The following is a 24,913-nucleotide window of genomic DNA, read 5'->3' on the forward strand; positions in this document are numbered from 1 at the left end:
GTCAGCTCACCTTCTCGTACAGCGTGACGACGGCGGCGCCGCCGAGCCCGATGTTGTGCTGCAGCGCCACCTTCGCGCCCTCGACCTGGCGGCCCTCGGCCTGCCCGCGCAGCTGCCAGACGAGCTCGGCACACTGCGCCAGCCCCGTGGCGCCCAGCGGGTGACCCTTCGACAGCAGGCCGCCCGACGGGTTGGTGACCACGCGGCCGCCGTAGGTGTTGTCGCCGTCGAGGATGAACTTCTCCGCGGTGCCCTCGGGCGTGAGGCCGATGGCCTCGTAGGTGAGCAGCTCGTTGGCGGTGAAGCAGTCGTGCAGCTCGACGACCTTCAGGTCGAGCGGGTCCACGCCGGAGCGCTCGTAGACCTGCTGGGCCGCCGACCGCGCCATGTCGTAGCCGACCAGCTTGATCATGTCGTCCCCGCCGAACGTGGACGCGGTGTCGGTCGTCATCGCCTGCGCGGTGATCGCGACCGAGGTGTCGAGGCCGTGCTTGCGCGCGAACTCCGTGCTCGTGAGCACCGCCGCCGCGGCGCCGCAGGTGGGCGGGCAGCACTGCAGCCGCGTCAGCGGGCCGTAGATGTGCGGCGAGGCCAAGACGTCCTCGACCGTGACCTGCTCGCGGAACACCGCGTAGGGGTTGTGCGCGGCGTGCTGGCGCGACTTCACCGAGATCCGGGCGAACGTCTCCGGCGCGGTGCCGTGGCGCTCCGCGTAGGCGGCACCGGCGCCGCCGAAGTACTGCGCTGCGAAGGGCGCCGTCGGGTCCGGCGCCTGCGCGCGCACCGCCATCTCGTTGAAGCGGTCGAACGGGCTGGGCCGGTCGTCCCAGATCGCCGAGAGCGCGCCGCGGCGCATCTGCTCGAAGCCCAGCACGAGCACGCAGTCGACCGCACCGGACTCCACGGCCTGGCGGGCCAGCCACAGCGCCGACGACCCGGTGGAGCAGTTGTTGTTCACGTTGACGACCGGGATCCCGGTCTGGCCGACGCCGTAGAGCGCCGCCTGACCGGCTGTCGAGTCGCCGTACACATAACCGACGTAGGCCTGCTGGACGAGTGCGTAGTCGACGCCGGCATCGGCCAGCGCCGCTCGCACGGCCCGATCCCCCATGACGTCGTACGCCTCGGTTCGGCTCGGCGTGACGAACGGGATCATCCCGACACCGACGACCTGAACACGCTGTGGCATGGCAAGCACCTCCCTGGGCTGCCGACGATACTGCACCATCGCCGACTGAAACTAGGCGTGATTCACATAACGTCGCCGAAAACCTTGACCGGCCGCGGTTGGGCGCCCTAGGGTTTCGGGGCAATCAGTGACATGGATCACCGCTGACCTCATGCCGCCGGGCCACGGCGCGCCAGCACCCGCAGCGAACGTCGCGACCTTCAGGAGACGGCATGTACCTCACCCAGGCCCTGCACCGAGCGGTGCAGCAGACCCCGGACCAACCGGCCACGATCTTCGGCGAGCGCCGGCGCACCTGGGCGGAGTGCGCCGATCGCGTGGCACGGCTGGCCGGTGCGTTCCAGGCGCTCGGGGTCGCTCCCGGTGATCGGATCGCCATCCTCGCGCTGAACTCCGACAACTACCACGAGTACCTGCTGGCCACGCCGTGGGCCGACGCGGTGCTCAACCCCGTCAACGTCCGGTGGAGCCCCGCCGAGATCGCGTACTCGCTCGTCGACTCCGACACCCGGGTGCTGCTCGTGGACGACGCGTTCGCCGCGATGGTCCCGGCGTTGCGCGAACAGTGCCCCGACCTGGCCACCGTGATCCACTGCGGGGAGGCACCGACGCCCGATGGCACGCTGGGGTACGAGGCACTGATCGCCGAGCACGAGCCGGTGCCCGACGCGCACCGCAGCGGCGACGCGCTGGCCGGCATCTTCTACACCGGCGGCACCACGGGCTTCCCCAAGGGGGTGATGCTCAGCCACACCAACATGCTCGTCTCGGCGCTGGGGTCCACTGCCAACGGCGGGTTCATGACCCGCGGCGGGCGCCTGCTGCACACCGCGCCCATGTTCCACCTCGCCGACATCGCCGCCTGGGTCGCCGGGTGCGCACTGGGCAGCACGCACGTCATCGTGGCGATGTTCGATCCGGTGGCCGTCATCGCCGCCATCGAGAAGCACGCCACCACCGACGCCCTGCTGGTGCCGCTCATGATCCAGGTGCTGGCCGATCACCCGGCGGCCCAGACCGCCGACCTGTCCAGCATGCAGAACCTGATCTACGGCGCCTCTCCCATCTCCGAGGCCGTGCTCGAGCGGGCCGTCAAGATCCTGCCCACCGCCGATTTCACGCAGGCCTACGGCATGACGGAACTGTCACCGGTGGCCACGATGCTGGGCGCGGCCGACCACCGCGACGCCACGCTGCGGCGCTCGGCGGGCCGGGCGGCGCCGCACTGCGAGGTCCGGATCGTCGACGCCGAGGACAACGAGGTGCCCCGCGGCACCGTCGGCGAGGTCGTCGCCCGCGGTGGGCACGTCATGCTCGGCTACTGGAACAAGCCCGAGGAGACCGCCGCCGCCCTGCGTGGGGGCTGGATGCACACGGGCGACGGCGCCTACATGGACGAGCGCGGCTACGTCTTCGTCGTCGACCGGATCAAGGACATGATCGTCACCGGCGGCGAGAACGTGTATTCGGCCGAGGTCGAGAACGCGCTCGCGCAGCACCCGGCCGTCGCGTCGTGTGCCGTCATCGGCGTGCCCGACGCCGAGTGGGGCGAGCGCGTGCACGCCGTCGTGGTGCTGCAGGCCGGCAGCGCGCCCACTCCCGAGGAGATCCGCGCGCACGTCAAGACGCTGATCGCCGGGTACAAGGCGCCGCGCACCGTCGAGTTCGTCGAAGCGCTACCGGTCTCGGGCGCCGGCAAGATCCTCAAGCGCGAGCTGCGCAAGAAGTACTGGACCGACGCCGACCGCCAGGTGCACTGAGGGGTCAGTCCCCCGCCACGGGCTGGGCGACCGGCGCCGCCACCACGGCGGGCGCCGGCGCCGCGGGCAGTGGCTTCAGGAACCGCATCCGGTCGGTGACCGGGCGGTGGCGCAGCTCCAGCAGCTCCAGCGGGTAGTTCATCCGGCTCTTCCACGGCGCGTGCGAACCCTGCTTGGGCAGGGCGGCGAGCGCGCGCCGGATGTAGCCGGGCTGGAAGTCCAGCAGCGGCTTGGTCGCCATCGCCAGGTCGGCGTTGCGCGGCACCGCCACGGCGTAGTGGCGTGCGCGCATCACGTTGAGCAGGCGGCAGACGTACTCGGCGACCAGGTCGGCCCGCAAGGTCCAGGACGCGTTGGTGTAGCCGAACGTGTAGGCGAAGTTGGGCACCCCGTCGAGCATGATCCCCTTGTAGGTGAGGTGCTCGGCCAGCACGACCGGCTTCCCGTCCACCGACACGGGGCACCCGCCGAACATCTGCAGGTTCAGGCCGGTGGCGGTCACGATGATGTCGGCCTCCAGCTCGGCGCCCGACTCCAGCCGGATGCCCTTCTCGGTGAAGGCCGCGATCCGGTCGGTGACCACGGAGGCCGTGCCGGCGCGCAGTGCGGCGAACAGGTCGCCGTCGGGCACCAGGCACAGCCGCTCGTCCCACGGGTTGTAGCGGGGCGTGAAGTGGGTGTCGATGTCGTAGCCGGCGGGCAGCATGCGCTCGAGACCCTTGCGCAGCACTGCCTTCATCATCTCGGGGCGGCGGCGGCTGAGCTGGTAGCTCAGCGACTGGGTCAGCACGTTCTTCCAGCGCACGATCGGGTACGACACGCTCGTGGGCAGGACGCTGCGCAGGGCGCGGTCGATCGGGTCCTTGCGCGGCATCGACACCACGTAGGTGGGCGAGCGCTGCAGCATCGTGACGTGCGCGGCGTCGCCCGCCATGGCCGGCACCAGCGTCACCGCGGTGGCGCCACTGCCGATCACCACCACCTTCTTGCCCGCGTAGTCCAGGTCCTCCGGCCAGAACTGCGGGTGCACCACCTGGCCCGCGAACTCCTCGCGGCCCGGGAACTCGGGCGTGTAGCCGGCGTCGTAGTTGTAGTAGCCGGAGCAGTGGTAGAGGAACCCGCAGGTCAGCTGCGCCCGCTCGCCGGTGTCGGTGCGCTCGACGTCGACCGTCCAGCGCTGCGTCTCGCTCGACCACTCCGCGCCCACCACCTTGTGGTGGAAGCGGATCTCCTTCTCGACGTCGAACTTGGCCGCCGTCTCCTTGACGTAGTCGAGGATGGCCGGGCCATCGGCGATGGAGTCCTCGGACACCCAGGGCGTGAACCGGTAGCCGAGGGTGTGCATGTCCGAGTCGGAACGCACGCCCGGGTAGCGGAACAGGTCCCACGTGCCGCCCATGGTGGCGCGCGCCTCGAGGATCGCGACGGAGCGGTCCGGGCAGCTGGTGCGCAGGTGGTACGCGGCACCGATGCCGGACAGCCCAGCACCCACGATCAGCACGTCGACATGATCAGCGGTCAAGGTCCTGCCTCCTCCGTTGGATCCGGCAACGCCAACCTACCGCCAGTAACCTACGAATGTCGATACCGGCGGTAACTTAGCCGTGGACCATGGGGTCGCAGGCCCTCCGCGGCGGGCCGCGCGAAGAGCGCCTCGCCGGCGGGCAGGTCTCCAGGCGGGTCGGGGTCGTGCCCTCCCGACGACCTCCCAGAGGGCTATCACGCGCCCACCCGCGGGGCAGAGCCTGGGAGCGTCGGCCGGCCATGGACCCGTCGCCGAAGTCGCGCAGGCCGGCACCGAGTCGGCTTTCGAGGTCTTCGAGGGTGATGGTGACGTTGACGTGCGGGCGTTCCCCACCATCGACAGGCAGCTGTCCGCAGGTCAGGGATCGGCGGGCGAGGTCGACCAGTGCGTCGGCGTCGCGTTCTGGCTTGGTCCGCGGGTCCGGGGTGCCGTCGTCGGCCGGTTGGGGTGCGGCCAGCGGTGAGAGGGCGGTGTTGAGGTCGGCGGCGGATTCGGTGCTCAGCCAGCCGCGCAGGTCGAAGCCCTCGCCGTTCGCAGTGAAGGTGAGGTGGTCCTGCGCCGGAGGGGTGTCGCGAGGTGCGGCGCCGTCGGGGTCGAGGAACGCCAACCGCCGGCGGGCGAGGACGCCCAGCTCGTAAGGGTTGAACACGTCGGATTCGCGCATCAAGGCGAGTCCTTCAAGGCGGAGAAGGTTCGTTTTCTTCGCTATCGCGGCGAGCCCGTGCAGGATCTCCGCATCGGAGGCCTGCCAGGCTGTGCTCACCAGGCTGTGCTCACTGGTGCCTCGAACGTACTTGTGGTGATCAAATGGTCTGTTGATCGCATTGACTTCGCTCTCGACGAAGCCCTGCGGGCACAACGGTCACATCGGTCGTGGAGCACCGGCCATGATCGCCGGGTGCGGTACCGGAGGTGCACCCATGCAGCTCAGGTACCGCACTCGCTGATCAAGCTCATCTGGCCGTGTGCGACCCGGCAACGCTCTGCTGGAGATCTTGCTCGCCGTCGAGGCGGTCCTGAAACCGGGCGCTCAACGCAACGCGACCCCAACTCGCAGGTCGATCCGTCGCAACTCGCGGTGCGTTCGAGCGCAACTCGCGGCAAGCCCTGCGCCTGCTGCCGCCCCGTGCCCTGCCGGGCCAGGAGCCCGGGCGCGCGCTGCGCGCACACCGGGGGCCTGGAGTGTCCTCCCGTCGACCTGCCCCGCCGGCGAGGCGGCCCCAAAAGCCGGGGCACGCAAAGCAACGCACCCATTCGGCCACCCCGACTCGCGGTGCATTCAAGCGCAACTCGCGGGGCCATCCACCCCAACTCACCGCATGCCGGGACCAATGGCTCGGCGCATCAGCCCAGTACCGGGGCTGCGGCCTTCTTCACCTTCCGCACCGCCGCCGGGAGGGCCCGTTCGCAATCTCGCGCCCGCGACGACTCCACCTCGTGGAGCAGCCCGTAGGTGAACCCGCTCCCCCCGTCCTGTTGCGCCCGGACGGCGAGGTCGCGCACCACCGGGCGCGCCGCCACCGCGTCGTGGTGGTCGCCGAGCACCTGCTGCAGCTTCTTCACCTGCCGGGTGAGCCTGCGGCCCGGCGTCCCCAGCGCCGGACGTCCGACGTCACCGGCGTAGCGCAGCCGCTTGGCCGCCTTGCGGGCCTCGTGCAGTGCCTCGTCCCGTTCGGGGCCCGCCGCCGCTGACCCGGCGACGCGCAGCCGCTTGCCCAGGCTCCGGTGGGTCCGGCCCAGCAGCGCCGGGAATGCCTTGCGGGCCTTGCGCCCCGCCTGCCGGGTCAGGGGCGGGTCGGCGAGCAGCAGGTCGATCCGCTCCAGCAGCGCGAGGTAGCGGTCGCTGTCCAGCGCGGCCACCGCCTCCGCCGCAGCGGCAGCCTGCCGGGGCGAGAACTCCCTGGTCAGCTCCGCCGCGACCGGGCCGAGGACCAGCTCCGGAGCCAACGTGGCCACCGTTGCCTGCAGGTGGTCGTGCAGGACCTCGAGGTCTCGCGCCGAACCGAGCGCCTCCCCGAGCCACTTCAGCTCGTCGGTCAGCTCCCGGGTGCTGTCGCGGTCGACGACGCGACCGTAGGCCTGCAGGGCGCTGCGCAGCCGTCGGGCGGCCACCCGCATCTGGTGCACCGCATCGGGGGCCTGCCTGCGCACCTGCGCGTCCATCCGGCGCAGCTGCTCGGCCTGCGTGTGCAGATACGCCACCACGACGGCACCGACCGACGAGGCGCCGGAGATCCGGGGCGGAGCGACCGGGGACGGCCACCGGTCCCCGAGCACCCGTTCGAGCTTGGTCGCGGTGGCGCTGCGGCGCACCCCGCCCTTCGCGAGCCGCTTCTCCACCCGGTCGAGCAGTGCGACGTCGCCGGCGTCGGCGAGCTCCACCTCGATCTCGCGCCACGTGACGGCGGTGGTGTCGGCACCGGTGCGGTGCCCGTGCACCGTGTCGTCGGCGAGCTCCGCCACGGTGGCGCCGGCACCGTCGAGCAGCCGCCACTCGCGCCGCTGCGTCGTCATCACCGCGACCTGGGTCAGCACAGCGCCTCGGCTGTACGCCCTGGTCAGCGCGACGAGCTCGGGCGGCGGACGCAGCCGCGCCCGCTGGGTCCGGACGTCGGCCACCCGGATCTCGTCGCGGCTGTCACCACCGGCGGGCAGCTTGAGCTGCCAGCCGGTCTCGCCGCCACCCCGGCGGTGTCGCAGCGTGATGCCCGCGGCGGCCAGGCGCAGGTCGGCGGTGTCGAAGTACTGGTTCTCCAGACCGATCTCATCGGGCCCGACCATCGCCTCGACGCCGTCGACCCGCGTCAGCGACGGGAGCCCGCCGCCCTCTCCTGGTTCGTAGGTCCGCTCGGTCTCTCGCACGGTGCTCGGCATGACCGTGGAGTACCCACGCAACGACCGAGTTACGTGCCGAAACGTCCCGGTTTGCCGAACAGCCCCGGCGGGAATCCCCCGTTCACGCAACCCGGGCAGAGCGATGAAGGAGGCGAGCGGGATGCCGCGACTCAGTTTCGGTCCCGTTGTCGAGGACCCGTCCACCACGGTCACCGGGCACGGGGGCGCCACCTACCTGTGCCCCGACCTCGACACCCTGGACCACCACATCGCCGCCCTCTACACGAAGGTCACCGCCTCCCGGTTCGGGGAGCGGGTCTCGGGGTTGTGGGCCGACATCGACCGGCTGCTCGAGCGCCGGTCCTGGCTGACGCTGACCGCCGTGTCGACCGACCCGCCCCGCGGGGCCGACGCATGAGCGACACCGCGCAGTACATCGCACTGCTGGTCGTCTCGATCTGCCTGACGTTCCTCGTGGGGCGGCTGCTGCTCGTCGCCGGTCAGCCGTTCCTGCTGGAGGTCTTCCAGGACGACAAGGTGACCCGCTCGGTCAACCTGCTCCTGTCGGTCCTGTTCCACCTCATCACCCTGGGCGTCCTCGCGATCATCTCGGTGATCACGCTGCAGGCCGGCAGCCCGCTGCAGACCTTCGTCATGCGGCTCGGTGTCGTGCTCCTGGTCCTAGGCGCCGCCTACGGGATATCGATGCTGGTGCTGATCCGGGTCCGCGAGCGGCGCCGCAGCGACGAGATCGCCGAAGCCGTGCAGGAGCGCCGCGCGGGCATCAACGCGCCGCCGCCCGACGGCAGCCCTCGGGTCACGACCCGACCGGCATCGCCCCCGCAGCCCTGAGGGTGCCCGCGTCATGATGAAGCTGCCCCACGGATATGAACACGAACACCGCTGACAACGGAGGCAGCCCTGCGGAACCGACCTGCAGCTCCGGCCTCGACCTGGACGCGCAGCAGGGCCTGGTGGTGGACGAGTACCCGCAGGTGCCCGGCCACCCGGAGGTGTTCGCCTGCGGTGACGCGGCGGCCGTCCCGGATCTGACCCGCCCCGGCGAGGTCACCGGCATGACGGCCCAGCACGCGCAGCGTCAGGGCGAGCGCGCGGGCGAGAACGTCACCGCCTCGCTCGGCATCGGCACCCGCAGCTACGACCTGATGGCCATGCCGGGGAACCGGGCACGCACCGCGGTGGACTGGGCTGCCGACGCCGTGCTCCCCCGCCAGAACGCCCAGCTGGGGTTGGTGCGCGCCGCGGCCGTCCCGCTGGACACGGCGGCACCGGAGAAGCCGGCGCGCTGACGGTCGTTCCTACCGCGGCCGGGGCTCCGACGGCGCCGCGTCGTCGTCGGAGCCCTCGCCTGCCTCGTCGCGCCGCTCCCGGACACGGTCTGGATCCTCGGTCTCCATGTCGTCGTGGGTCTCCCCGGCCGGCCGGGTCGACGGGCCGTCAGCGCGCTGGTCCTCTGGATCTCCCATGCCTCGGAGTACCCCGCATCAGCGGTGGCCCAACGCCCTTACGGAACGAGGGCCGGCAATACGCAGGCGGGTGCGGGGTGGGGATGGCGCCCGACCAGCTCGCCCTGACCGGAGTCCCGATCCATGCGCAGCACCGCGAGATCCGACGAGTACTGGTCGGCCACGACCACGAGATCACCGATGACGGCGAAGTGGCGCGGCCACCGCCCGCCGGTGGCGGTGTCGGCCAGGTGCGTGAGCACCGGCCCGTCGGGCGCCTGCTCGACGGCGAACGTCGCGAGCACGTCGGCACCGCGCACCGCGACGTGCAGGCGCGTGCCGGTGGCGTCGAGCGCGATGTGGGACGGGTAGTTCCGGCCGCCGCCGCGAGCAGGCGTCACCGATGCGTCGTGGCGCGCGAGCAACCGCACCGGCTCCCCCGCCGTGCCCGGCACGAGCACGGACACGCCGGAGTCCAGCTCGGTGGCCACGAGCACGGCGTCATCGAGGGTCACGAAGTGGCGCGGCCCCGATCCGGCGGGCAGGACGGCCCCGACCCCGGTCGCCACCACCCCCGAGCCGTCGGCCCGGTAGCGGCGCAGCTCGTCGGTGCCGAGGTCGGCCACCCACACCTCGTCGCCGACGGCGCCGGAGAAGTGCGCGTGCGACCCGTCCTGACGCTCGGCGTCGGGCCCGGTTCCGCGCCACGCGTGCGCCACCGGATCGCCGGTCACCGCACCGTCGGCGCCCAACGCGATCGTGGTGAACGTGCCGCTGGTGTAGTTCGCGACACGCAGCGCGTCGCGGGTCGCGACCACATGGCAGGGATGCGCGCCCAGCGTCGAACGGGTGCCACGCGGCGCCAACTCGTCGACCGCGAACGCGCTCACCGTGCCGTCGGGCACCTCCGCTACGGCGTAGATCGTGTGGCCGTCGGGGTGCAGGGCGAGGAACGTCGGCGCCGGCGTCGCGACGGCGAACACGGGCTCCGACAGCGTGCCGGTCACGGTGTCGAGGGTGCTGCGCCAGATGCCCTCACCGGTGCCGGCCGCCTCCCCCTCCGGGTAGCCGCCGATCCACAACCGCACGTCATCGCCCATGCCGGGGACCCTACGCCCCGCCGATCTTGCCCCGTTCCGGTCACGTGTTGCCGAGCCCACCCCGCTTGACGAGCTGCGCGGCGATCACGTTGCGCTGGATCTCGTTGGTGCCCTCGCCCACGATCATCAGTGGGGCGTCGCGGAAGTAGCGCTCCACGTCGAACTCGGTGGAGTAGCCGTAGCCGCCGTGGATCCGGACCGCGTCGAGCGCGATCTCCATCGCCGCCTCCGAGGCGAACAGCTTCGCCATCCCGGCCTCCATGTCGCAGCGCTGCCCGGACTCGTAGCGCTCGGCGGCGTGCAGGATCAGCTGGCGGGCCGCGGTGAGCTTGGTGGCCATGTTCGCGAGGTAGTTGCCGATCGACTGGTGCTGCCAGATCGGCTTGCCGAACGACTCGCGCTCCTGCGCGTAGCGCAGCGCGTCGTCGAAGGCGGCCCGACCGACCCCCAGCGCGCGCGACGCCACCTGGATCCGGCCGGTCTCCAGGCCCTTCATCATCTGCCCGAAGCCCTTGCCCTCCTCGCCGCCGAGCAGGTTGGACACGGACGTGCGGTGGTCGTCGAAGGTGAGCTCGCAGCTCTCGACGCCCTTGTAGCCGAGCTTGGGCAGATCGCGCGACACCGTCAGGCCGGGCCCGTGCTCCACCAGCAGGATCGAGATGCCGCGATGGCGCGGCTCGGCCTTCTGGTCGGTCTTGCACAGCAGGGCGATCAGCCCGGAGCGGCGCGAGTTGGTGATCCACGTCTTCGCCCCGTTGACGACGTACTCGTCGCCGTCGCGCCGCGCGACGGTGGTCATGGCCTGCAGGTCGGAGCCGCCGCCGGGCTCGGTGAGCGCCATCGTGGCCCGGATCTCGCCGGTGGCCATCCGCGGCAGGTAGCGGTCCTGCTGCTCTCGCGTACCGAACGCCACCAGCAGCTTCGCCACCACCGTGTGCCCACCCATCGCACCGGCGAGGCTCATCCAGCCGCGTGCCAGCTCGGCGGTGACCAGCGCGTAGCAGGGCATCGACACCGGGGCCTCACCCCACGGCTCCGGCACCGCGAGACCGAAGATCCCCAGCTCCTTCATCTGCTCGATGAGGGCCTCCGGGTAGGTGTTCGCGTGTTCCAGCTCCCGCACGACCGGGCGGATCTCCCGGTCCACGAACGCCGCGACCGTCTCGACGACGGCCCGTTCCTCGACACTCAGCTCGGCCACCGGGACAGCCTCCCACATTCTATATTATCCGCGAAAGTTGTACGCTGCGTATTCGGCATCACACGGAGGGCCCTGCCGGTCGAGCGGGCACTGCCGGGCCGCACGATATTCTGCACACCAGGTCCGGGCTCCTGATCCGGCTTCGCGAGAACGGACGAACCCGATGACCGATCCCCCGCGGTCGGCACCGATCCTGCGCGAGTTCGACAAGAAGCAACTCTCGGAGACCGTCGCCGCCTACGTCCGAGAGGCGATCATGGTCGGCGAGCTGCGGCCGTCGGCCTACATCCGCACCGAGCACCTCGCGACGCAGCTGGGCGTCAGCGCCACCCCGGTACGGGAAGCACTGATGATCCTGCAGAGCGAGGGCACCGTGCGCTGGGAGCCCCGGCGTGGGTTCCGCGTGGTGCCGATGAGCCGCGGCGATGTCGTCGACCTGTTCGAGGTGCAGGCGTTCATCGCAGGTGAGCTGGCCGCGCGCAGTGCCACGCTGCTGCCCGCCGCCGAGATCACCCGGCTGCGCACCGTGCAGGCCGACCTGGAGGCCGCCGCCCGGGCGGGTGACACCGTCCGCGTCGACACGCTCAACCACGAGATCCACCGCACCATCAACCGCGCCCCCGAGGCGGGCCGGTTGACCTCGATGCTGCTGATGACCGTGCACTACGTGCCGCACAGCTACTTCGGGCGCGTCCGCGGCTGGGCCGAGGCGTCGGCGCACGACCACGACGCGATCTTCGTCGCACTGGAGAACCGCGATGCCGACGGTGCGCGCCTCGCCATGCAGGGCCACATCCGCCACATCGGGCAGCTGCTCGCCGACCACCTGGCCGCCGGTGGGGCGTTCACGCAGCGGCACACCGGGTCGGCGTCGTAGGCATCGCCGGGAGATCACCCTCTCCACTCGGGCAGGAGTTCACCCGACTACCTGTTGCAAGATTCTATAGAACGCGACACGGTCGGCTCAGTGGTTCCTCACTCGACGACGAGGAGAACGATGTCTGACGCCGACAAGATCAAGGTGACGATCCTCCCCACCGGGGCGATGCACGCCGACCTCACCTGGCTGCTGATCAGCCCGATGAACATGGCCACGCGGGATCAGCCGGTCAAGCAGAAGGACTGGGTCGAGGTCCCGACCCACGCCGTCCTCATCGAGCATCCGTCGGGCAAGAAGCTGCTCTGGGACTCGGGCGTGCCGCGGGACTGGGAGACCCGCTGGGCGGAGTCCGGGCTGGGCCAGTTCTTCCCCGTCGATGCGGCCACCGAGGAGATGTGGCTCGACTCGCGGCTCAAGCAGCTCAAGCTCGAGCCCAGCGACATCGACTACCTGCTGCTCTCGCACCTGCACCTCGACCACGCCGCCAACGCCAAGATGTTCATGGACAGCGGCACGAAGATCATCGTTGACGAGAAGGAGAAGGAGGGCGCGTTCTCCTTCGACGGGCACAACCTGGGTGCCCACATCAAGTCCGACTACGACGGGCTGACGCTCGACACGATCAACGAGGACACCGAGATCCTTCCCGGCGTGACGCTGCTGCGCACACCGGGCCACACCTGGGGCACGCTGAGCCTGCAGGTGGACCTCAAGGACACCGGCACGATGATCTTCACGTCCGACTCGCTGTACCTCAAGGAGTCCTATGGACCACCGCCGATCGCGGCGGGCATCGTCTACGACACCGTGGCGTGGTTCAAGTCGGTGGAGAAGATCCGGGCCATCGAGGAGAAGACGAACGCCACCGTGGTGTTCGGCCACTCCGCCGACCAGATCCACGAGCTGCGGACGGGCCCCGGCAACTCCTACACCTGACGTCCCGATCCTCCAGCGGGGTGACATCGCTGACGTCCGGCGGCAGCGATGTCACCCCGCTGGAACCCGACATCTGGTTCGCTCAGTAGAGGTCACCAGCGTGGAGGTCACCGATGCCCGTCTATGACTACGCCTGCGCCTGCGGTGCGCGCTTCGAGCTGCTGGTGCCGTCCTGGCGCAGCCCCGCGCCCGACTGCCCGACGTGCGGTGCCGAGACCGTGCGCCGCCCGCCGTCGCCCGCGATGCACGGATCGGCCGCGCCGCCGCCGGCGATGTCGTCGGCACCGCAGTCCTGGGAGGGGGTGCAGCGCGGCGACCGGGAGTACGTCACGAAGTGGCGCCGAGCGCTCGACGCCCGACAGGAGTTCGAGTCGCGCAACCCCGAGCACGCCGAGAAGCGCGATGCCGTGGCGGCGCACGAGGGTGCGTTCGAGCGCAAGCCGCTCACGTACAAGGAGCTCGCCGCCCGCGCCGCCACCACGAACAACGCCACGCAGGCCGCCGCCGAGGCCAGCCGCGAGCGCAGCACGCCCACTCCCCCCGCCGCAGGAGCCACGTGAAGTCCACCGCCGCCGTCCTGCACGAGGCCGGCAAGCCGCTCGAGATCGAGGAGATCGAGCTCGACGGGCCCGGCCCGGGTGAGGTGCTCGTCCGGTTCACCCACGCCGGGCTCTGCCACTCCGACCTGCACGTCATGCACGGGCAGATCGAGGGCTGGCTCCCGATGGTGCTGGGCCACGAGGGCGCCGGCATCGTCGAGGACGTCGGGCCCGGTGTCACCCGGGTGGCCCCCGGTGACCACATCGTCTGCTCGTTCATCCCCAGCTGCGGGCACTGCCACTGGTGCGCCACCGGCCAGCAGGCCATCTGCGACACCGGCGCCAACATCATGCGCGGGTTCCTGCCGGGCGAGCACTGGCCGATCAGCGGGTCGCGCGGGCGCTACGGCGCGATGTGCATGCTCGGCACGTTCAGCCGCTACGGCGTCATCCACCAGACCTCGGCGGTGCGGATCGACGCCGACCTGCCACTGGACAAGGCCGCGCTCGTCGGCTGCGGCGTGCCCACCGGTTGGGGCTCGGCCGTCAACGCCGCCGACGTGCGCCCCGGCGACACCGTGATCGTCTACGGCATCGGCGGGATCGGGATGAACGCGGTGCAGGGCGCTCGCTACGCCGGCGCCCAGAACGTCATCGCCGTGGATCCGCACGGCCACAAGCTCGAGGTCGCCATGCAGGTGGGGGCCACCCACGCCGCCACCACCTCCGCCGACGCCCACCGGCTGGCCCAGGAGCTGACCCGCGGGGTGGGCGCCGACAAGGCGATCCTGACCGTCGACATCATGACGGCCGAGGTCGTCGGCGAGGCGTTCGACGCGATCGGCAAGGCCGGCACCGTGGTGTTGACGGCGATGGCGGGCTTCACCGACCGCACGATCTCGCTGCCCGGGACCGTCGCCACGCTCTTCAAGAAGACGATCAGGGGCAGCCTTTTCGGCGACTGCAACCCCACCACCGACATCCCGCGGCTGCTGGGGCTCTACCGCAGCGGCGACCTCAAGCTCGACGAGCTGATCACCCGCACCTACACCCTCGAGCAGGTCAACGAGGGCTACGACGACCTGCTGGCGGGGAAGAACGTGCGCGGGGTGATCGTGCACGAGTAGCGCGCTGCTACGCGCTCTCCAAGGCCGTCCGGGAGGCGGCGATGACCGTGGTGAGCGAGGCGTGCATCTCCTCCAGCTCGGAGAGCTCCATCCCCAGCCGCGCGATGATCGTGGGCGGCACGTTCAGCGCCTGTTCCCGCAGCTCGCGACCGGCGTCGGTGAGCGTGACGGCCAGCAGCCGCTCGTCGGCGCGATCGCGCCCCCTGGTGACGAGCCCGGCCGCCTCCAGCCGCTTGAGCAGCGGGGACAGGGTGCCCGGGTCGAGCGCGAGCGCCGCGCTGAGGTCCTTGACCGACCGCGGTGAGCGTTCCCAGAGCGCCAGCATGACCAGGTACTGCGGGTGGGTCAGGCCCATCGGTTCGAGGACAGGCCGGTAGAGGGCGACGACGTTGCGGGCGGCCACGGCGAGCGCGAAGCACACCTGGCGGTCGAGCCTGAGCAGGTCGCCGACGTCCGTTGCGTCACCTGTGGTTTCCAGCTTCACGGATCCAGTGTAGCTTGGTGTCATGATGATTGGTGCACCAAGCGTTGGCGTGCAGCGTCCGAACCCGCTCCAGTGGGTGCTCTACGCGTTCGGCGCCGGACTCCCCGCATCGAAGCGCGACTGGGTGCTGCGCGACGTCACCGCGCGCACCTGGGTGCTGCGCCACTTCGCCCGCACGACCGTCCAGCTCGCGCCGATCGCGGTGGTGCTGTTCGTGCTCATCCCCGGGCCGGTCTGGGTGCGGGCGTGCGCCGTGCTCGCCGGGCTGTGCATCGGGTTCTTCTACTCGTTCGCCTACATGTACGAGACCACCGAGCACCGGGCCATGAAGGCGGGCTTCCCCCGCGGCACCGTGGCGGAGGTCCGGGGCGAGTCCACGGCCGTCGAACGGGCCGAAGCCGAGGAGCGCTACAACGAGCGCTGGCGCAGCTAGCGTCGGCGCCCCGTTGCGGCCGCGCCGAAGGTGGACTACCGGCGGGACCTCTCAGGCCGTCGGCCCCACCCCGCTGAGGCCGAACTCCTCGATCGAGGCCTCCCGCATCGCGATCTTGCGGATCTTGCCCGTGATCGTCATCGGGAACTCGTCGGCCAGATGTACGTAGCGCGGGATCTTGTAGTGCGCCAGCTTGCCCGTGCAGTACGCGCGCAGCGACTCCGCGGTGATCGCCGGGCGCCCCTCCCGCATCCGGATCCAGGCGCACAGCTCCTCGCCGTACCGGGCGTCGGGAACGCCGACGACCTGCACGTCGGCGATGTCGGGGTGGGAGTAGAGGAACTCCTCGATCTCCCGCGGGTACACGTTCTCGCCGCCCCGGATCACCATGTCCTTGAGGCGCCCGACGATGTTGAGGTAGTCCTCGTCGTCCATCGTCGCGAGATCGCCGGTGTGCATCCAGCCGGCCTCGTCGATCACCTCGGCCGTGCGCTCCGGCTGCTCCCAGTACCCGCGCATCACCAGGTACCCGCGGGCGCACAGCTCGCCGGTCTCGCCACGCGGCACCGTCAGACCCGTCTCGGGGTCCACCACCTTGATCTCGACGTGGGGCTGCGGCGTGCCCACCGTCGAGGTCCGCCGCTCCAGCGAGGCGTCGACGCGCGTGTGCGTGGACACCGGTGACGTCTCGGTCATGCCGTAGCTGATCGTGATCTCGTCCATGTGCATCTCGGCGACGACGCGCTTCATGTACTCCACAGGACACGGAGAGCCGGACATGATCCCCGTGCGCAGGCTCGACAGGTCGGCCGCGGCGAAGTCGGGGTGCTCGAGGATGCCGATGAACATCGTCGGCACGCCGTAGAGCGCCGTGCACCGCTCCTGCTGCAGCGCCCGCAGCGTGGCGCCGGCCTCGAACGACGGCGCCGGGATCACCACGCACGAGCCGTGGGCCATCGACCCGAGGTTGCCCATCACCATGCCGAAGCAGTGGTAGAAGGGCACCTGGACGCAGAGCCGCTCGGACTCGGTGAAGCGCTGCACCTCCGTGACCAGGAACCCGTTGTTGAGGATGTTGTGGTGCGAGAGCGTGGCGCCCTTGGGGAACCCGGTGGTGCCCGAGGTGTACTGGATGTTGATCGGGTCGTCGCGGTCCAGCGTGGCCATCCGCTGGGCCACGGCGGCGGCGTCGGCCGGGGTGGCGGCCAGCGCGTCCCACTCCGGCGAGCCCAGCAGCACGACGGTGCGCAGCGCGGGTGCGTCCGCGCGAACCTCGTCGATCATCGCGGCGTAGTCGGACGACTTGAACTCCCGTGCCGACACCAGCACCGAGACGCCCGCCTGGTTGAGCACGTAGCCCAGCTCGTGGCTGCGGTAGGCCGGGTTGATGTTGACGAGGATCGCGCCGATCTTCGCCGTGGCGTACTGCACCAGCACCCATTCGGGCACGTTCGGCGCCCAGATCCCGACCCGGTCGCCCTTGGCGATCCCGAGGCCGAGCAGCCCGGTGGCCAGCGCGTCGACGGCATCGTTGAGCGCGGTGTAGGTCCATCGGCGACCGCTGGGCACGTCGACGAGCGCGTCGCGATCGCCGAAGGCCGCGGTGGTGCGCTCCAGTTGCCCGCCGATCGTCGACCCGATCAACGGTGTCTCCGACGGACCGCTGGCATAGCTCAACGCCGTGGTTCTCATCCCCCGCGCCTCCCCGTCGGCCTTCCCCGTCAGCACTGACAGAATCCTCAATCTACAAACTGCGACGAGGGGCCTGCCATTGCTGCCCGCACCGAACCCAACCGGATGGTGAGGGCGCTCTCAGGAGCTCATCCGGAAGGCCCAGAACGTCATCTGGTCGCGCAGGTCCGACAGGAGCCGAACGGCCTCGCCGTACTGCTCCTGGGGTGCGTCGTCGATCGCGAAGACCGCGGCGTCGTAGGCGGCCTGCCCGATCTCCCAGGCCCGCTCCGCATCGTTCCAGTGCTCGAACCACGCGTCGGCGTGGGCACCGGCGACGGCGAGCCGCACCGGATCAGCGGGGGGAAGCACCTCGCACGCGAGCCGCGTCGCTTCGGCGAAGGTGGCCTTGGCCGCGTCGACGCGCCCGGCCGCCAGCGCGCTCGCCGCCGCTGCCTGGAGTTCGTACACGTGCTCCTGATCCGTTGTCCGGCCCATCGCGCACCTCCTCAGCACCTCCCAGTGTCGAGGACATCGGCCCCTGGTGGAAGTACCCGAACCCTCCCGGGCGAGCCGTGGAGCACTCCCGGAACCCGCCGTCGAACCGCTACCGTGCGCGCATGCGCAGCGACGACGTCGATGTCCTCGAGATCCTGGAGAAGGTCCAGCAGCTCGGTGAAGCCCAGATCTGGGAGATCGCCAAGCGCTGCCGGATCTACCGCGCACGTCCCGACGGCGCCGACCAGACCGTCGAGCTCGAGATGAGCGTCGACACCGCCGGCCGATGGCTGGTCATCGCCCGGGACGAGGAGCGCGGGCTGCTCGCCCAGGGCGTCCCGATGCCGGGCCTGAACGGGGCGGTCCACATGGTGCCCTGGTACATGCTCGACGGGGACGCCTAGCGGTCCGCGTCCGACACCCCCACTAGGCTCCCGGCCAATCGGCCAGGGGAGCGCACGACCATGATCGACGAAGCATGATCAACGACGACGAACGCATCGCCCTGTTCCTCGACTACGAGAACCTCGCGATCGGGGCCCGTGACGGGTTGGGGGTCTCACCGTTCGACTTCGGCCCGGTCGCCGACGCGCTCGCCGAGCGGGGCCGGGTCGTCGCCCGGCGCGCCTACGCCGACTGGTCGTACTTCGACGAGGACCGCAGGCTGCTCGCGCGGGCGCAGGTCGAGCTGATCGAGATCCCGCAACGGATCGGTGGGTCCCGCAAGAACGCCGCCGACATCAAGATGGCCGTGGACGCCATCGAGATGGCCTACGAGCGCGGGTTCATCACCACGTTCGCGATCGGCACGGGCGACTCCGACTTCACGCCACTCGTGCACAAGCTGCGCGAGCTGGACAAGCGCGTGATCGGCATCGGTGTGCAGTCCTCCACCTCGGCGCTGCTGCCACCGGCGTGTGACGAGTTCCTCTTCTACGACCGGCTGCCCGGCGTCGAGGCCTCCCCCACCGCACGCCATGCGCGGGGTCGGGGTCGTCCGGCCGCGGCGTCCACCCCGAAGCCCACCACGGCGCCGGTCGTCACCACGCCGCCGGCTCCGGCCGCTGAGACGCGGGCGGCTGAGGGTCGCGCCCCGACGCCGGCACCGGTGCAGATCGCGCCCGAGGAACCGGCACTCGAGGAGACGGCACCGGAGGAGACGGCCACCTCGGGCGCCGACAGCGACGTCGGCCCGCTCGTGGTGCGCACGCTGGCGGGGCTGCAGCGCCACGCCGACGGCCCGGTGCTCGCCTCGCGCCTCAAGCGCGCGATCCTGCGCAAGGACCCCACGTTCGACGAGGCCGACCACGGCTTCCGCGGCTTCCGGGAACTGTTGCGCCACCTCGAGTCCGAGCACGTCATCGATCTGCGCGCCGGGGCGGCGCAGGGTGATCCAGAGGTCACGTTCGCGCAGGGCGAGTCGGCCGAGGACGCCGCGTTCCGGCTGCTCGTCGACGTGGTCGGGCAGTTGCAGTCGCCCGGGGTGCGACCGCAGCTCAGCGGGCTCAAGGACAAGATCCGCAAGCGCGAGCCGGGGTTCAGCGAGAAGCGCTACGGGTTCAACACGTTCCTGTCGTTCGCCAAGGCGGCCAGGGCCCGCACCCTGATCACCATGGACTGGGACGAGGACACCGGCGACTACCTGCTCGGGCTGCCCGCCTGAACCCCAGACCGCTCAGTCGCCCGCGACGACCTGCGCGGTCGGCTTCGCGACCGCGCCGCGCCCGACCAGCAGCGACAGCGCCACCACCACGAGCGAGATGATCGCGGCGATGAGGAACGCCAGGTGCGTGCCGGCGGCGTCGATCGCCCCGCCCGGAGCGGCCGACCCGAGCGTCATCACGGTGATGAACACGGCCGTACCGGCGGCCCCGGCCACCTGCTGCAGCGTGGTGACGATCGCGCTGCCGTGGGAGTACAGGTTGGCAGGCAGCGAGCCGAGCGCGTCGGTCATCAGCGGGGTGAACATCAGGGCGAGCCCGACGCTCAGCACCACGTGCACCGTGACCACCAGCCACAGCGGCGTCTCCGCGCCCAGCAGCGTGAACATCCACAGGGCGACGCTGAGCACCACCGCACCGGGCAGCACGAGAGGGCGAGCACCCAGCTTGTCGAACAGGCGCCCGACGACGGGGCCGAGCAGGCCCATGACCAGGCCGCCGGGCAGCAGCAGCAAGCCGGTGACGAGCGTGCTCACGTGCAGCACGCCCTGCAGGTAGAGCGGCAGCAGGATCAGGGCGCCGAACAGCGCCATCATGCTCAGGCACACCAGTATCACCGCGACGGCGTAGGGCCGGTGCGAGAACGGGCGCAGGTCCAGCAGCGCGCGGTCGGAGCGCTGCAGGCGCAGCTGCCGCAGCACGAACACCACCAGCGCCGCGGCGCCGATCAGCACCGGGATCCACGGCGAGAGCGTGGCCGTGCCGTGGATCGCGTCGCCCATGCTGCTCAGGCCGTAGATCAAACCGCTGAAGGCCACCGCCGACACGATCGCCGAGATCACGTCGAGGGGAACCTTGCGGGTCTCGGCCGGGATCCGCAGCAGGACAGCGCCCAGCACGAGCGCGAGCACGGCGATCGGCAGCACGATCCAGAACATCCAGCGCCAGCCGAGCGCGCCCAGGATCAGCCCCGACAGGGTGGGACCGACGGCCGGTGCCACGGCGATCACGATGCTGATGGTGCCCATCGTGGAACCGCGGCGGTCGGCGGGGATCAGGGTGAGCACCGACGTCATCAGCAGCGGCACCATCACGGCGGTGCCCGAGGCCTGCACCACCCGCGCGAGCAGCAGCACCGGGAAGCCGGGGGCGATGGCGGCGATCAGGATGCCGGCGCTGAACAGCGTCATCGCCGCGAGGAAGATCGTGCGCGGGCGGAAGCGCTGCAGCAAGAAACCGGTGGTGGGGATGACCACGGCCATCGTGAGCATGTAGCCGCTGGTGAGCCACTGCGCCGTGCTCGCACCGATCGCGAGGTCGCCCATCAGGGCCGGCAGGGCGACGCTCATGATCGTCTCGTTGAGGATCATGACGAAGGCCGAGCCCACGAGCAGCGCGATCACCACCCCGGCACTCGATGCGCGTGGCCCGGGGCCCACCGCCTCATCCAGGTGGTCGGTCGTGGGGCCCGCCATCACACGCTCCTGTCGTTCTGCGGTGTCCTGATCATGCCGTTTCGACATGCCGGTTCCGATAGGTCCGGGCAGCACAGGTGATCGTGCCCGACCGCCGGCCGTCAAGCCGTTTCGCCCCTGGGCGCACCGTTGACCTGGCGGCCGTCGCCCCAGCCGGCCTCAGCCGGACCGGGCCCGCACCGCTCGCGGCGATCCACCCAGCTCGCGGCGGCACAGCTTGTTGAAGGCCTGCAGGTCCGTGATGCCCACCGTCGCGGCAACGGCCGGGATCGACAGCGTCGAGGACGTGAGCAGGTGGCGCGCCCTGGCCATCCGGCGCGAGCGCACGTACGCCACCACCGTCAGCCCCGTCTCGGCGCGGAAGAGCCGGATGAGGTGGTTGTGCGACACCCCCGCGACACGGGCCAGGTCCGGGACCGCCAGCGGCAGGGCGAGGTTGGCCTCGACATGGGCGGCGGCGATCGCCACGGCACCCGGTCCCCGACCGTCGGCGGCGTCCGGGTGCTCGGCGAGCTGCGCGACCCGCCACAGGACGGCCCAGACCTCGGCGGTGACCAGCGCCGAGCCGCCGGGGAACGCCGCGACGGCGTGGCGCATCAGATCACCGAGCAGCCCCGCCGCCGCCCCCGCGTCCTGCAGGACCGGGACGCGGGCGGGGCGCCCGACCGGCACGGTGCGGAAGTGGGCGAACAGGTGCTCGGACCGGCCGCGGTAGTCGAACCGCACCTGCACGCCCGGCGGCACGAAGCTGACGGCCCCGGGCCGGATCCGGTGCGTCTCGCCGAGCAGCGTCAGCTCGCCGTGGTAGCCGTACACGTGGAACTGCCACAGGTCGGGCAGCCGGAAGACGTCGTGCGGCCCGCGCACGCCGTGCACCCCCACCCCGACGTTCACGATCTCGGGTGGCTGCGCGAGATGCAGGTCGAGCACGCGCCGAACCCTATCCCCGTAGTGAGAATCGACCAGCACTGGTGATCTCAGCCCACGCCCTGGGCCGCCGGGCGTGCCTAGCGTGGTGGAGTACGGACCACTCCTGCCCCGCAGAGGGAGACATGAGCTCACACCCGCACCGCAAGCACCTGATGACCTCGGTGCAGATGGCGCACTTCGTGGCGAACGGATCGCTGCGGATCGACGCCGTCGTGCCCGCCGAGATGAACGCCGAGGCCATCGCCGTGCTCGACGCCGGCATCCCGGCCGTGCCCTACGGCACTCCGCTCACCGAGACGTTCGACGACGGCTCGTTCGCGCAGCGGCTCGTGCAGCTCCCGGCCATCGCCGGCGCCGTGCACAGCCTCGTCGGCCCGGACCCGACCGTGGACCACCACGCCGTCCACATCCGCAGGGCCCGCGAGGGTGAGGCGCAGAACCTGCACGCCGACGCGATCATCGACGTGCGGCCGGACGCGTTCGACGTCCAGCTCATGTACTACCCGCAGGACGTGACGCTGGAGATGGGCGGCACGCTGAGCGTGCCCGGCAGCCACCTGCGCCGCACCAACGAGTCCGACACCGGCCGTTACCAGAACCTGCGCGGCCAGACCCGGCTCACCTGCCCGGCGGGCACGGTGGTGTTCCTCCACCACGGGATCTGGCACGGCGGCAGGCGCAACGACAGCGACATCGACCGCTACATGTTCAAGATCCGGTTCAACCCCACCGTCCGGCAGGTCCGGCTCTGGAACACCGACGACCTCCACGACGAGCGCGTCGCGGCGGAGCTGAACACCCGGTTCGACTGGTACGAGAACGCCACCGGACGGCTGGAGATCTACAACCGCGTGAAGCTCTGGCAGGCGCTGACCGGCGACGACACGGCCGATCCGGACTACTGGGTCACGCGCGTGTCCAACCGGCCCCGCCGGGTCGTCGCGCAGCGCAGCCTCAACCCGCACGCCGCGAAGAAGGAGCCGGCATGATCCCCGCCGCCACCCCCACCCCCACACCCGCCCCCGGCACGCAGCCGCGGGTGGATGTGCGCCAGCAGGTGCTGGTGCTCTACCTCGCCTCCTCCGCGCTGGACTCCCGCGTGGTCGGCTGGTCGGTCTACGACGGCACCGGCGCGACGTCGCCCACCACCGGCGACAGCGACGTGCCGCCCTACGAGAGCGGGCTCGACGCGCTCCTGGACGGCTGGCGGCTGTTCCAGGCGGCGCAGTTGCTGCCGCCGCAGCCGGGTCACGAGTACGACGTGTCGTTCCTCAAGCACGAGTTCTTCTTCGAGAAGCTGGTCACGATGTAGGAGCACGCAGACAGACCGGTGGCCCCGGCCGACGTCCGTCGGTCGGGGCCACCGGTGTCCGTGGCGCCGGGGGTCAGTAGAAGTGCCGCCTACCGCCGATCGCGCGGCCGGTGCTGCCCAGAATCAGGAAGACGACACCGACGACCAGGAGCAATCCACCCAGGAAGTACAGGATCTGCAGACCCAGGAAATAGCCGAGTACGAGCAGGATGAGCCCGAGGATGATCACGATGCCTCCGAATGCAGATGAACGGGGATGGGACTACCACGCGCCTTTCGAGATCGTGCGGACTACTTCTTGAAGACGTTCTTCACCGCGTCCTTGGCCTTCTCGCCGGCCTGCTTCAGGTTGCCCGAAGCCTGGTCGGCCCTGCCCTCGGCCTCGAGCTCGTGGTCGTCGGTGGCCTTGCCGGCGCCTTCCTTGACCTGACCCTTGAGCTCTTCGGCCTTGTTCTCGATCTTGTCGTCCAAACCCATGATGATGGCTCCTTCTTCCGGCGAGGCAGTGGCTGCGCGGGTGCCGGTAAGGGGTTCCGTCGCAGCGTCGTGACGCAGGAATGCCCGCCTTCATCGAGGTTCAACCATCGATCATTCGGCGGTTCGGGTGAAGCCTTCCGGAAGGGACCGCCGAATCGTCGGGAACGCTGGGCCGAGCGGCGTAAGGGACCCGAGCAGCCGGCGCTACGACTCAGCCGAGGACCACCGGCAGCGTCACGAGCCGCCAGGTGCCCGGGTCGGGCGCCCGCTCGGGAGCAGCGGCCGCCGCGAGGCGCGGATAGCGCCGCAACAGTGCGGTGAACGCCACCTCGCACTCCACCTTCGCCAGCGCGGCGCCCAGGCAGTAGTGCGGGCCGTGGCCGAATCCCAGCTGCGCCCCGGCGGGCCGGGTGACGTCGAGCCGCTCCGGGTCGGGGAACACCGCCTCGTCGCGGTTGGCGCCCGCGATCGACGCCGTGACCGGCTGCCCCGCCGCCACCACGACCCCCTCGATCTCGACGTCGGTGGCCGCGAAGCGCGGCACGGCCATCAGCTGGGGGCCGCACCAGCGCAGCAGCTCCTCGACCGCGCCCGGCATCAGTGCCGGGTCGGCCCGCAGCGCGGCGAGCTGGTCGGGGTGCGCCAGCAGCGCCGCCACCCCGTTGGCGAGCGCGTTGGTCGGGGTCTGGCCCGCGATCACGAGGTGCCAGACGAGCGTGACCAGCTCGACCTCGCCCAGTCCGTCGGTGCCCGATCGGTCGCCGTCGTCGGCCTGCAGCCGCACCAGCTCGGCCAGCACGTCGTCCCCGTCGGGATCCTCGCGCCGGCTCGCGACCGCGGCCTGCGCGCCGTCCATGATCCCGGGGAGGGCGGCGAGGAACGCCGGCCCGTACCCGGTCATCACCGCCGCGCCGTACTCCCGCCATCGCGCCCGGTCGGCGTCGGGGATGCCCACCAGCTCGCAGATCACGTCCATGGGCAACGGGCGGGCGAAGTGCGGCACGAGGTCCACGACACCGCCCTCGACGTGGCGGTCCAGGTCGTCGAGCAGGGATTCGACGATCCGCTCGATCCGAGGTCGGAACGCGGCCGCGCTGCGCGGGGTGAACGCGGGTGACACCAGCCGGCGCAGGCGCTGGTGTTCCGGCCCGTCCATCTCCGACATCGTGCGCAGGTAGGCCCGGCAGTGCTCCGGGATGCCGGGCAGCTGCTGGAAGCTGCCCGAGTTGATCACGAACCGCGGGTCGCTCAGCAGCCGCTTCGCCCCGTCGTGGCGCGTCGTGGCCCAGAACGGCCCGAAGCCCGGCGACGAGATCTGAGCGAGCGGTGCCTGCTCGCGGGCGCGCCCGTGGGCACCGAACGGATCCGCGATCACCGTGGGGTCGGTCAGGTCGATCTCCGGGATCCCGGGCAT

General features: G+C 70.9%; 27 protein-coding genes and 1 pseudogene. 13 read left to right on the plus strand and 15 right to left on the minus strand.

Translation table 11 applies throughout. From position 1 onward, the window contains the following. Position 1: 1 nt before the first annotated feature. The gene (locus ACFPFQ_RS30985; protein ID WP_379625165.1) at positions 2–1,189 is read right to left on the minus strand and encodes a lipid-transfer protein; all 1,188 of its coding nucleotides are present in this window, start codon (positions 1,187–1,189) and stop codon (positions 2–4) included. A gap of 212 nt (positions 1,190–1,401) precedes the next feature. Between ACFPFQ_RS30985 and ACFPFQ_RS30990 the strand changes: the two genes are divergently transcribed. Continuing rightward, positions 1,402–2,949, plus strand: coding sequence for an acyl-CoA synthetase (locus ACFPFQ_RS30990; RefSeq protein WP_379625166.1), 1,548 nt, complete (start codon positions 1,402–1,404; stop codon positions 2,947–2,949). 4 nt (positions 2,950–2,953) lie between these two features. Here ACFPFQ_RS30990 and ACFPFQ_RS30995 read toward each other — a convergent pair whose 3' ends face one another. From ACFPFQ_RS30995 to ACFPFQ_RS31005, 3 genes are all read right to left on the minus strand, one after another. Then, positions 2,954–4,471: a flavin-containing monooxygenase gene (locus tag ACFPFQ_RS30995; RefSeq protein WP_379625168.1), complete on the minus strand. Its 1,518-nt coding sequence runs from the start codon at positions 4,469–4,471 to the stop codon at positions 2,954–2,956. A gap of 76 nt (positions 4,472–4,547) precedes the next feature. Beyond that, positions 4,548–5,333 carry a DUF222 domain-containing protein gene (locus ACFPFQ_RS31000; protein WP_379625170.1) on the minus strand — a complete coding sequence of 262 codons (786 nt, stop codon included), beginning with the start codon at positions 5,331–5,333 and terminating at the stop codon, positions 4,548–4,550. 485 nt (positions 5,334–5,818) lie between these two features. Further along, on the minus strand, positions 5,819–7,348 hold the full coding sequence (locus ACFPFQ_RS31005) for a CHAD domain-containing protein (protein ID WP_379625172.1): 1,530 nt from the start codon (positions 7,346–7,348) through the stop codon (positions 5,819–5,821). A 121-nt stretch (positions 7,349–7,469) separates the two neighbouring features. On the opposite strand from ACFPFQ_RS31005, the gene ACFPFQ_RS31010 reads away from it, so the two are divergent. From ACFPFQ_RS31010 to ACFPFQ_RS31020, 3 genes and pseudogenes are all read left to right on the plus strand, one after another. Continuing rightward, positions 7,470–7,727, plus strand: coding sequence for a hypothetical protein (locus ACFPFQ_RS31010; protein WP_379625174.1), 258 nt, complete (start codon positions 7,470–7,472; stop codon positions 7,725–7,727). Then, the gene (locus tag ACFPFQ_RS31015; protein WP_379625176.1) at positions 7,724–8,161 is read left to right on the plus strand and encodes a hypothetical protein; all 438 of its coding nucleotides are present in this window, start codon (positions 7,724–7,726) and stop codon (positions 8,159–8,161) included. The genes ACFPFQ_RS31010 and ACFPFQ_RS31015 overlap by 4 nt, the downstream gene beginning before the upstream one ends. Positions 8,162–8,256: 95 nt before the next feature. Next, positions 8,257–8,619: pseudogene (locus ACFPFQ_RS31020) on the plus strand (NAD(P)/FAD-dependent oxidoreductase); the annotation flags it as partial. A 9-nt stretch (positions 8,620–8,628) separates the two neighbouring features. Here the strand turns inward: ACFPFQ_RS31020 and ACFPFQ_RS31025 are convergent. From ACFPFQ_RS31025 to ACFPFQ_RS31035, 3 genes are read right to left on the minus strand one after another with little or no spacing between them, the layout of a single operon-like run. After that, entirely contained in the window at positions 8,629–8,796 is a 168-nt protein-coding gene (locus ACFPFQ_RS31025; RefSeq protein WP_379625178.1) for a hypothetical protein, read from the minus strand. A 38-nt stretch (positions 8,797–8,834) separates the two neighbouring features. Then, positions 8,835–9,875 carry a lactonase family protein gene (locus tag ACFPFQ_RS31030; RefSeq protein ID WP_379625180.1) on the minus strand — a complete coding sequence of 347 codons (1,041 nt, stop codon included), beginning with the start codon at positions 9,873–9,875 and terminating at the stop codon, positions 8,835–8,837. A 40-nt stretch (positions 9,876–9,915) separates the two neighbouring features. Next, on the minus strand, positions 9,916–11,067 hold the full coding sequence (locus ACFPFQ_RS31035) for an acyl-CoA dehydrogenase family protein (RefSeq protein WP_379625496.1): 1,152 nt from the start codon (positions 11,065–11,067) through the stop codon (positions 9,916–9,918). 172 nt (positions 11,068–11,239) lie between these two features. Here ACFPFQ_RS31035 and ACFPFQ_RS31040 point away from each other — a divergent pair, with 172 nt between their 5' ends. From ACFPFQ_RS31040 to ACFPFQ_RS31055, 4 genes are all read left to right on the plus strand, one after another. Then, positions 11,240–11,953, plus strand: coding sequence for a GntR family transcriptional regulator (locus ACFPFQ_RS31040; protein ID WP_379625182.1), 714 nt, complete (start codon positions 11,240–11,242; stop codon positions 11,951–11,953). Between the two features lie 120 nt (positions 11,954–12,073). Then, positions 12,074–12,892: an N-acyl homoserine lactonase family protein gene (locus ACFPFQ_RS31045; protein ID WP_379625184.1), complete on the plus strand. Its 819-nt coding sequence runs from the start codon at positions 12,074–12,076 to the stop codon at positions 12,890–12,892. A 113-nt stretch (positions 12,893–13,005) separates the two neighbouring features. Then, positions 13,006–13,452, plus strand: a complete 447-nt coding sequence (locus ACFPFQ_RS31050; RefSeq protein ID WP_379625186.1) for an FmdB family zinc ribbon protein — start codon at positions 13,006–13,008, stop codon at positions 13,450–13,452. Then, positions 13,449–14,558 (plus strand): Zn-dependent alcohol dehydrogenase, encoded by a 1,110-nt coding sequence (locus ACFPFQ_RS31055; RefSeq protein WP_379625188.1) that lies wholly within the window; start codon positions 13,449–13,451, stop codon positions 14,556–14,558. The genes ACFPFQ_RS31050 and ACFPFQ_RS31055 overlap by 4 nt, the downstream gene beginning before the upstream one ends. Positions 14,559–14,565: 7 nt before the next feature. Here ACFPFQ_RS31055 and ACFPFQ_RS31060 read toward each other — a convergent pair whose 3' ends face one another. Continuing rightward, complete coding sequence (locus tag ACFPFQ_RS31060; protein ID WP_379625190.1) at positions 14,566–15,042, minus strand: MarR family winged helix-turn-helix transcriptional regulator; 477 nt, start codon at positions 15,040–15,042, stop codon at positions 14,566–14,568. A gap of 49 nt (positions 15,043–15,091) precedes the next feature. On the opposite strand from ACFPFQ_RS31060, the gene ACFPFQ_RS31065 reads away from it, so the two are divergent. After that, a complete protein-coding gene (locus ACFPFQ_RS31065; protein ID WP_379625192.1) occupies positions 15,092–15,475 on the plus strand; it encodes a DUF5313 family protein in 384 nt (127 codons plus the stop codon). Between the two features lie 51 nt (positions 15,476–15,526). Here ACFPFQ_RS31065 and ACFPFQ_RS31070 read toward each other — a convergent pair whose 3' ends face one another. Further along, on the minus strand, positions 15,527–17,167 hold the full coding sequence (locus ACFPFQ_RS31070; RefSeq protein WP_379625194.1) for an AMP-binding protein: 1,641 nt from the start codon (positions 17,165–17,167) through the stop codon (positions 15,527–15,529). A 120-nt stretch (positions 17,168–17,287) separates the two neighbouring features. Beyond that, a complete protein-coding gene (locus ACFPFQ_RS31075; RefSeq protein ID WP_379625196.1) occupies positions 17,288–17,644 on the minus strand; it encodes a 14-3-3 family protein in 357 nt (118 codons plus the stop codon). 122 nt (positions 17,645–17,766) lie between these two features. Here ACFPFQ_RS31075 and ACFPFQ_RS31080 point away from each other — a divergent pair, with 122 nt between their 5' ends. Together ACFPFQ_RS31080 and ACFPFQ_RS31085 are read left to right on the plus strand one after the other, a co-directional pair. Then, a complete protein-coding gene (locus ACFPFQ_RS31080) occupies positions 17,767–18,048 on the plus strand; it encodes a hypothetical protein (protein ID WP_379625198.1) in 282 nt (93 codons plus the stop codon). 74 nt (positions 18,049–18,122) lie between these two features. Further along, positions 18,123–19,307 (plus strand): NYN domain-containing protein, encoded by a 1,185-nt coding sequence (locus ACFPFQ_RS31085; protein ID WP_379625199.1) that lies wholly within the window; start codon positions 18,123–18,125, stop codon positions 19,305–19,307. Between the two features lie 12 nt (positions 19,308–19,319). Here the strand turns inward: ACFPFQ_RS31085 and ACFPFQ_RS31090 are convergent, their stop codons facing one another. Next, positions 19,320–20,780 carry a DHA2 family efflux MFS transporter permease subunit gene (locus ACFPFQ_RS31090; RefSeq protein WP_379625201.1) on the minus strand — a complete coding sequence of 487 codons (1,461 nt, stop codon included), beginning with the start codon at positions 20,778–20,780 and terminating at the stop codon, positions 19,320–19,322. A 159-nt stretch (positions 20,781–20,939) separates the two neighbouring features. Continuing rightward, on the minus strand, positions 20,940–21,710 hold the full coding sequence (locus ACFPFQ_RS31095; RefSeq protein WP_379625203.1) for a helix-turn-helix domain-containing protein: 771 nt from the start codon (positions 21,708–21,710) through the stop codon (positions 20,940–20,942). Positions 21,711–21,832: 122 nt separating this feature from the next. Between ACFPFQ_RS31095 and ACFPFQ_RS31100 the strand changes: the two genes are divergently transcribed. Both ACFPFQ_RS31100 and ACFPFQ_RS31105 read left to right on the plus strand, forming a co-directional pair. Next, entirely contained in the window at positions 21,833–22,699 is an 867-nt protein-coding gene (locus ACFPFQ_RS31100) for a phytanoyl-CoA dioxygenase family protein (RefSeq protein WP_379625205.1), read from the plus strand. Further along, positions 22,696–23,022, plus strand: a complete 327-nt coding sequence (locus tag ACFPFQ_RS31105) for a hypothetical protein (RefSeq protein ID WP_379625207.1) — start codon at positions 22,696–22,698, stop codon at positions 23,020–23,022. Before ACFPFQ_RS31100 ends, ACFPFQ_RS31105 begins: the two co-directional genes overlap by 4 nt. A 73-nt stretch (positions 23,023–23,095) precedes the next feature. Here the strand turns inward: ACFPFQ_RS31105 and ACFPFQ_RS31110 are convergent, their stop codons facing one another. The 3 genes from ACFPFQ_RS31110 to ACFPFQ_RS31120 all read right to left on the minus strand — a co-directional run bounded on the left by ACFPFQ_RS31110 (position 23,096) and on the right by ACFPFQ_RS31120 (position 24,913). Beyond that, positions 23,096–23,251 carry a DUF6131 family protein gene (locus tag ACFPFQ_RS31110; protein ID WP_379625209.1) on the minus strand — a complete coding sequence of 52 codons (156 nt, stop codon included), beginning with the start codon at positions 23,249–23,251 and terminating at the stop codon, positions 23,096–23,098. Positions 23,252–23,313: 62 nt separating this feature from the next. Further along, on the minus strand, positions 23,314–23,493 hold the full coding sequence (locus ACFPFQ_RS31115) for a CsbD family protein (RefSeq protein WP_379625498.1): 180 nt from the start codon (positions 23,491–23,493) through the stop codon (positions 23,314–23,316). A gap of 217 nt (positions 23,494–23,710) precedes the next feature. Then, positions 23,711–24,913, minus strand: a complete 1,203-nt coding sequence (locus tag ACFPFQ_RS31120) for a cytochrome P450 family protein (RefSeq protein ID WP_379625211.1) — start codon at positions 24,911–24,913, stop codon at positions 23,711–23,713.

It is taken from the genome of Pseudonocardia sp. GCM10023141 (assembly GCF_042653605.1).